Source organism: Paraconexibacter sp., from assembly GCF_041602235.1.
GTDB lineage: Bacteria > Actinomycetota > Thermoleophilia > Solirubrobacterales > Solirubrobacteraceae > Paraconexibacter.
On record NZ_JBFIGP010000205.1, the window covers coordinates 1 to 7,145 of the forward strand.

Sequence of the window (7,145 nt, forward strand, 5' to 3'; positions counted from 1 at the left end):
CGGTTCCTCGGTGACCGGGACGTCCTCGCGGTCGTCGCCCAGGCGGGTGGCTCGGCGGACCGTCTCGCCCGTGCGCTGGCGGAGGGCATGGCCCTGTTCGCCGATCCCGGGTTCGCCAAGCGGGCGCAGATCGTGCCCAACGACCTCGCGCTGGCGGGCCTCGCGTCCTTCCACGACCTCGACCGCCTCACGATCTTCGCCGACAACCTCGTGCCCCACGTGCTGCGCTGCGACGGCGTCCTCGCGTACGCCCCGGGTCTCGCGCAGTGGGTCGACGCAGAGCGCCTGCTCCCTCCCGGTCCGTGGGAGCGGGAGATCCGCGCCTGTGCCGTCCACGCGTGCGAGCTGATCGCCGCGCGCACCGGTGTCCCGCCACGCGTCCTCGACACCTGGCTGTGGAACCGCGGCCAGGAGCCGTCCTACAAGGCCAGGCCACGGCACCGCTGCCGCTGCGTGGCCTACTAGCCCCTCAGCCTCCCGCCGGGTTCGGCCCGCGCTTGGGTCGCAGCGGGCGCACGTCGCCCTTGCCCGCGTGCGCCGCGTTCTCGCCGGTCGACTCGGCCACCGCCCGTTCGAGCGCGCCGATCCGGGAGGCGAGCCCCTTGATCGCGTCGGCGACCGGGTCCGGCAGGTGGACCCAGTCGGCGTCCGGTCCCTCGGGCCGCCGGCCGTCCACGCGGACCGGGTGGCCGGGGTTGCCGACCACGGTCGAGTTGGACGGCACGTCGTGGATGACCACGGTGTTCGCGCCGATCTTCGCGCCGTGCCCGATGCGGATGGGTCCGAGCAGCTTCGCCCCCGAGCCGATCGTGACGTTGGCCTCCACCGTCGGGTGCCGCTTGCCCGTCGCGAAGCCGGTCCCTCCGAGGGTCACGCCCTGGTAGAGCGTCACGTCCTCCCCGACCTCGGCCGTCTCCCCGATCACGACGCCCATGCCGTGGTCGATGAAGAGGCCACGTCCGACCCGCGCCGCCGGATGGATCTCGATGCCCGTCAGCGTCCTCGTCGCGTTGGCGATCATCCGCGGGACGACCGGGACGCCGACGTCGTCCATGGCGTGCGCCACCCGGTGGGCGAGGAGCGCGTGGACGCCGGGCCAGCTCAGGAGGATCTCGGCCGAGGTCACACCGCGGGCGGCGGGGTCCCGCTCGTGGACCGCGCGGACGTCGCGGCGGACCTCGCCGACGACCCGCGCCATGGTGCCGAGTCCGAACATGGCCGGATACGGTAGCGAGCGCATGCAACCGCGACACGTGCTGATCCTGCACGGGTGGCAGGGGTCGGGCCCCGATCACTGGCAGACGTGGCTGGCGGAGGTCCTCCGCGAGCAGGGCGTCGACGTGCGCTACCCGCGGCTACCGGAGTGCGGGACGCCGTGCCCGGACCGGTGGGGCCGTGCGCTGCACGAGGAGCTCGCGGCGCTCGGCCACGACGGGGAGCGGATCGTGGTGTGTCACTCGCTCGGCTGCGTCCTGTGGCTTCGCGAGGCGCGCCGCGTGCGGCCGCAGGACCGGGTGCACCGCGTCGTCCTCGTGGCCCCGCCCTGCCCCGGCTGCCGGATCGATGAGCTCGCGGATTTCTTCCCCACCGGGGCCCATGCGGCGCAGATCGCCGCGGCGGCGGACAGCACCCGTCTCGTGTGCAGCGACAACGACGTCTACTGCCCCGGCACGGGGGCGGCGCACCACTGGGGCGCCACGCTCGGCATCGAGACCGACGTGATCCGGGGGGCGGGCCACCTCAACCCGGAGGCCGGGTACGGCCCCTGGCCCGCGTTCGCGGACTGGGTGACGGGACGCCGGCGCGACGTCGTCGCATGAGCACACCGCCGCCCTACCGGGCAGCGGCGCGCGTGACGGACCGGCCCTACGCCGGCGGCTGGAAGAACGCCGCGGAGATGTAGCGCTCCCCCGAGTCCGGGAGGACGGTGGCGATCCGCAGCCCGCGCGACTCGGGGCGGGCAGCGATCTGCAGCGCGCCCCAGACTGCGGCGCCGCACGACATCCCGGCGAGCACGCCCTCGGTCCGTGCGAGGGCCCATGCCGTCGAGACGGCGTCGTCGTCCGGGCAGGCGAGCGTCTCGTCGAGCAGTCCGCGATCGAGCACCGCCGGGACGAAGCCGGCGCCGATCCCCTGGATGCGGTGCGGCCCGGCCCGGCCACCCGAGAGCACCGGGGAGCTCTCGGGTTCGACGGCGACGACACGGATCGAGGGGTCGCGCTCCTTCAGGAAGCGGCCCACGCCGGAGACCGTGCCCCCCGTTCCGACCCCGGCGACGAAGACGTCGACGTCGCCGTCGAGCGCCTCCCAGATCTCGGGGCCGGTCGTCGCGTGATGGGCGGCGGGGTTGGCCGGGTTGGAGAACTGGTCGGGCATCCACACGTCGGAGCCGCGGGCCAGCTTGCGCGCGGCATCGACGGCCTCGTTCATGCCTCCCATCGACTCGATGATCTCGACGCGGGCGCCGTACAGCCGCAGCAGCGCCTCGCGCTCCCGGCTCATCCCCTGGGGGAGCGTGATCACCAGGTCGTAGCCCTTGGCGGCGCAGACGAACGCCAGGGCGATGCCCGTGTTGCCCGAGGTGGCCTCGACGATCGTGGTGCGCCCCGGTTCGATGCGGCCCTCGGCCTCGGCGGCCTCCACCATGGCGATGCCGATGCGGTCCTTGACCGAGCCACCCGGGTTGTACGCCTCGAGCTTCGCGAAGAGCTGCACGTCGTGCTCGGCCGGGACGATGCGGCTGAGCTGGACCATCGGGGTGCGCCCGATGTGCTCGGCGATGTTGACGGGGATCGCGCCCATCAACGGTCCGGCCGGGGAGGTCTGCGAACGGACAGCATGCTCGCGGACCTTAGTGCGATCGGTGGGCGGGCGGGCAGCACGCCTCAGATGTAGTACATCGACTGTCCGGCGGACTGCGCTTCGCGATCGACCACGTCGGTGATCGTCACGCCCGAGAGCACGTCGCGCGCGGCACGGGACGCCTCCTCGAAGATCCCTTCGGAATCCCGGCCCAGCGGACCGTCGAGCAGCTCGACGACCTCCAGGACCGTCACCGTCGACGGATCGCGGGCGAACGAGTACCCGCCCTTCACTCCGCGCTGGGACTTCAGCACGCCGGATCGGCGAAGGACGGCGAAGAGCTGCTCCAGGAACTGCACCGGCACGTCGCGGCGCCGTGCGAGCTCGCCGATCGGTACCGGCGCCTCGTCACCCACCCGCGCGAGCTCGGCGAGGGCCTTGACGGCATAGGGGCTCTTGCTGGTGATCGAGATCATGCGGGACGGGAGACACGCTGCGCGGGACGCGCACTACGCTTCCGCGCTCGATCGTATGGCACTCGTCGGCCGCTTCGCACCCCCACTGGCGCTCATGGCGCTGATCTTCGCGCTCTCGGCGCAGCCGGATCTCAGCTCCGGCCTGGGCACGTGGGACCTCGTCCTGCGCAAGCTGGCCCACATGACCGAGTACGGGTTGCTGTGGTTCCTGTGGCTGCGCGCGCTGGGTCGTCCGGCCCGTCCGCTGGCGGCGGCCGCGATCGCGATCGCCTACGCGGCGAGCGACGAATGGCACCAGACGTTCGTCGAGGGGCGCCACGGCACACCGGTCGACGTCCTGATCGACGCGACCGGTGTCCTGATCGCGAGCGCGCTGTGGCGGCGCCGCCTCAGAGCCAGCCGCGCTCCGTCGCCATGAGGACCGCCTGTGCGCGGTCCACGGCGCCGAGCTTGCCGTAGATGTTGTGCAGGTGGGTGCGGACCGTGCTGGTCGAGAGCGAGAGCTCGAGCGCGATCTGCTTGTAGACCTTGCCCTCGGCGAGACGCTTGAGCACCTCGACCTCGCGACCGCTCAGCGGGCAGGGATCGATCTGCCGGGTACGGCCGGTCTGCGGGTACGGGAGGTCGTACAGCACCGACCGCAGCTCGCTGGGCCCGAGCCCGATGACCCGGGCGGTCTTCAGCAGCTCGGTCGGCGAGACCGGCAGCCCCTGGGCGTAGTGGGCGAGCATGTCGGCGAGTCGGACGAAGGCCGCCTCACCGGATGCGTCATCGGCGTGGTGGCGCTCGATGACCGAGGCGACGGCCTTGGGGAGGCCCCACCGCCGGGCCAGGACGCCGCCGACGAGAGCGTGGTCGACGCCGAGTTCACGGCGCTCGCGGTGGATGCGCTCCTCGGGCGTGCGGGCGTCCCCGTGGACCTTCGCGGGATAGCCCGGGTAGGCGTGCATCAGCACGAGCTTGCCGATGTCGTGCAGGAGCGCGGTGACCATGAGCCGGTCCCGGTCCTCGTAGCCGGCCTCCGTGGCGAGGCGGTCGGCGGCCCGCTGGGTGGCGACGCCGTGCAGGCGGAAGCGCTCGGGCGCCGCGTCCCAGACCGCGCTGCGCTCGAAGAAGTCGAAGGTCCGCGCGCGGCTGGCGAGCGCCTGGACCGCTTCCGGCGACAGCAGGTCGACCGCCTGGACGACGCTCTCGACCTTGCCCCGGGTCTTGCCCTCGACCTGGTTGCCCAGGCGGAGGACCGCGATGACCAGCGCCACGTCGCTCTCGACCGCCGCGACCACGTCACCGCCGGAGACCCGCTCCTGCTGAACGAGGTGCAGGAGCCGGTTGCGCGACTCCGCCAGGGCCGGGAAGGCCTCGAGCGCCTCGAACGCCGCGGTGAGCCGCCGTCCGTGACCTTCGTTGTGGTGACGCTGGGCGCCCGCGTTCTCGGCGGATGCCGGGGTCATCAGGGCTGGGCTCGTGTTCATGAGGAAGGTGACGTCTCCATCGGACTGGACGGGGGGACGTTCCTGTTATCGGCAGAACTGGACGGATGATTGAGCCCCAATTCCCGGCCCGGGCGCGCCGGCACTCGGCGGCCCTTCCGCGTTGTCCCTGCAGGCAGCGCAGGCCGGGCGATCAGCCGCCGAGGGCGGCGTCGATGCGACGCAGCGACTCGTCACGGCCGAGGACCGCGAGCGTCTCGAAGATGCCCGGCGAGACGGTGGTCCCGGCGAGCGCGACCCGGACCGGCTGGAACACCTGCTTGGGTTTCGCCTCGCGCGCCTGGACCACGGCGCGGAGCGCCACGTCGATCTCCTCCACGGTGAAGCCGTCCTCGGGCAGCGCGGCGAGCGCACCGCGGGCGTCGCCCAGGGCGGCGCGACCGTCGTCGCCCAGCCACTGCTCCCGGGCCTTGGCGTCGGTGGTCGTCGGGCCGTCGAAGAAGAACCCGGCGAGCGGCCAGAAGTCGGCGAGCGTCTGGATCTTCTCGCAGGAGATCTCGACGACCGAGCGCAGCCCGGTCCTGCCGGTGTGCTCCTCCAGCGCCGCGGTCAGCTCGTCGAGGGACAGCTCGCGCAGGTAGCGGCCGTTGAGCCAGCGGAGCTTCTGGACGTCGAAGCGGGCCGGGTTCTTCGACACCCGCGTGATGTCGAAGCGCTTGACGAGCTCGTCCGTCGTGATGATCGTCTCGTCGTCGGCGTCACCCCAGCCCAGCAGCGCGAGGTAGTTGCGGATCGCGGCCGGCAGGTAGCCCTCGGCGCGGAGCTCCTGCACCGATGCCGCGCCGTGGCGCTTGCTGAGCTTCTTGCCGTCGGGTCCGTGCAGCAGCGGCAGGTGCGCGAAGGCGGGCGGGTCGACACCGAGGGCCCGGTAGACCAGCAGCTGCTTCGGGGTGTTGGAGAGGTGGTCCTCCCCGCGGATCACGTGCGTAATCCGCGCGTCGTGGTCGTCGATCGCCACGGCGAAGTTGTAGAGCGCCGTGCCGTCGGCCCGTGCGATCACCGGATCGTCGAGATGCACGGTGCGGAAGGTCGTGTCACCGCGGATCAGGTCGTGGACGACGAGCTCCTCGTCCTCGGGCACGCGCAGCCGCACGGCGCCCTCCGCCTCGGGCCGGCCGCGGAACCCCTTGTCGGCGCCGTGCTGCGCCTTGTAGGCCTTGACGTCCTCCGCGGTCGCGGTCGTGCGGTAGGCGAGGTCCTGGTCCAGCAGCTGCTGGAGGACCTCGGCGTGCCGGGAGGAGCGCTCGACCTGGCTGATCGGTCCCTCGTCGTAGTCGAGCTCCAGCCACCGCAGGGCGTCGAGGATCTGCTCGACGTTCTCGGGGGTCGATCGCTCCCGGTCGGTATCTTCGATCCGCAGCACGAGCGTCCCCCCGGACCCCCGGGCCACGAACCAGTTGTAGAGCGCCGTACGCGCGCCGCCGATGTGCAGCGCGCCGGTCGGAGATGGAGCGAAGCGAACCCTCATGAGCCTGGACACTACGAGGCCGACGTGCTGATCGGCTGTCACGTCTCGACCGCCGGCGGGCTGCACGAGGCCGTGGCCCGCGGCGAGGACATCGGATGCGACGCGATCCAGATCTTCAATCAGTCGCCGCGGATGTGGAAGCCGACCGCCTACGGGGAGGAGGACTTCGCGCGGTTCCGCGACGCGATGGCAGCCTCACGGATCCAGGAGGTGGTCATCCACGCGGTCTACCTCATCAACTGCGCGACCGACGATCCTGCCCTGCGCGAGAAGTCGCTGACGTCCCTCGTGCAGGCGCTGACGATCGGCGCCGGGATCGGCGCGGCCGGCGTCGTCCTGCACCCCGGGTCCGCGAAGACCGGGGACGTCGGCGAGGCGATCGCCCGCTGCGGCGACACGCTGCGCGAGGCGCTCGCGCGTACGGCCGGCTGCGATCTGCTGCTCGAGGACACCGCGGGCACCGGGGGCACCCTCGGCCGTTCCTTCGGCGAGCTCTCCGCGCTGCTGGAGGCCGCCGGGGGCGACGAGCGCCTGGGGCTGTGCCTGGACTCCTGCCACCTCCTGGCGTCGGGCTACGACGTCCGTACCGCCGAGGCCCTGACGGCCGTCCTGGACGACTGCGACGAGCAGGTGGGCCTCGATCGCCTGCGGTGCCTGCACGTCAACGACTCGCAGACCGGCCTGGGGTCCAACCGCGACCGGCACGCCCCGCTCGGGGAGGGCGAGATCGGCCGCGAGGGCTGCGTCGCGTTCTTCAGCGAGCCGCGCTTCGAGGGCCTGCCCATGATCTTCGAGGGCCCGGGCGTCGAGGGGAAGGGCGTCGTGGCGCGCGACCTCGAGATCGCCCGGGAGATGCGCACGGAGGGCCTCGCCACACGCGCTTCCTGACGAGCGGCACCGCGCCAGGCA

The 7,145-nt window shown here is 72.4% G+C and carries 9 protein-coding genes; 4 read left to right on the plus strand and 5 right to left on the minus strand.

Features of this window, described 5'->3' with window-relative positions; all coding sequences use genetic code 11:
- A partial coding sequence (locus ABYE80_RS14825; RefSeq protein ID WP_372791061.1) for a queuosine salvage family protein occupies positions 1 to 465 on the plus strand: 465 nt, incomplete at its 5' end.
- A gap of 4 nt (positions 466 to 469) precedes the next feature.
- Here the strand turns inward: ABYE80_RS14825 and cysE are convergent.
- Positions 470 to 1,216 (minus strand): serine O-acetyltransferase, encoded by a 747-nt coding sequence (cysE, locus tag ABYE80_RS14830; protein ID WP_372791062.1) that lies wholly within the window; start codon positions 1,214 to 1,216, stop codon positions 470 to 472.
- Positions 1,217 to 1,238: 22 nt separating this feature from the next.
- Between cysE and ABYE80_RS14835 the strand changes: the two genes are divergently transcribed.
- The gene (locus ABYE80_RS14835) at positions 1,239 to 1,820 is read left to right on the plus strand and encodes an RBBP9/YdeN family alpha/beta hydrolase (RefSeq protein ID WP_372791063.1); all 582 of its coding nucleotides are present in this window, start codon (positions 1,239 to 1,241) and stop codon (positions 1,818 to 1,820) included.
- A gap of 46 nt (positions 1,821 to 1,866) precedes the next feature.
- Here the strand turns inward: ABYE80_RS14835 and cysK are convergent, their stop codons facing one another.
- Together cysK and ABYE80_RS14845 are read right to left on the minus strand one after the other, a co-directional pair.
- Positions 1,867 to 2,802 carry a cysteine synthase A gene (gene cysK, locus ABYE80_RS14840; RefSeq protein WP_372791064.1) on the minus strand — a complete coding sequence of 312 codons (936 nt, stop codon included), beginning with the start codon at positions 2,800 to 2,802 and terminating at the stop codon, positions 1,867 to 1,869.
- 83 nt (positions 2,803 to 2,885) lie between these two features.
- The gene (locus ABYE80_RS14845) at positions 2,886 to 3,278 is read right to left on the minus strand and encodes an Rrf2 family transcriptional regulator (protein WP_372791065.1); all 393 of its coding nucleotides are present in this window, start codon (positions 3,276 to 3,278) and stop codon (positions 2,886 to 2,888) included.
- A gap of 55 nt (positions 3,279 to 3,333) precedes the next feature.
- Between ABYE80_RS14845 and ABYE80_RS14850 the strand changes: the two genes are divergently transcribed.
- Positions 3,334 to 3,696, plus strand: coding sequence for a VanZ family protein (locus tag ABYE80_RS14850; protein ID WP_372791066.1), 363 nt, complete (start codon positions 3,334 to 3,336; stop codon positions 3,694 to 3,696).
- On the opposite strand, the gene ABYE80_RS14855 is transcribed toward ABYE80_RS14850, so the two are convergent.
- Positions 3,668 to 4,750, minus strand: a complete 1,083-nt coding sequence (locus tag ABYE80_RS14855) for an HDOD domain-containing protein (protein WP_372791067.1) — start codon at positions 4,748 to 4,750, stop codon at positions 3,668 to 3,670. The two genes, ABYE80_RS14850 and ABYE80_RS14855, sit on opposite strands and share 29 nt — an antisense overlap.
- Before the next feature lie 151 nt (positions 4,751 to 4,901).
- Entirely contained in the window at positions 4,902 to 6,236 is a 1,335-nt protein-coding gene (gene gltX / locus ABYE80_RS14860) for a glutamate--tRNA ligase (RefSeq protein ID WP_372791068.1), read from the minus strand.
- 24 nt (positions 6,237 to 6,260) lie between these two features.
- Here gltX and ABYE80_RS14865 point away from each other — a divergent pair, with 24 nt between their 5' ends.
- The gene (locus tag ABYE80_RS14865) at positions 6,261 to 7,124 is read left to right on the plus strand and encodes a deoxyribonuclease IV (protein ID WP_372791069.1); all 864 of its coding nucleotides are present in this window, start codon (positions 6,261 to 6,263) and stop codon (positions 7,122 to 7,124) included.
- Positions 7,125 to 7,145 lie beyond the last annotated feature (21 nt).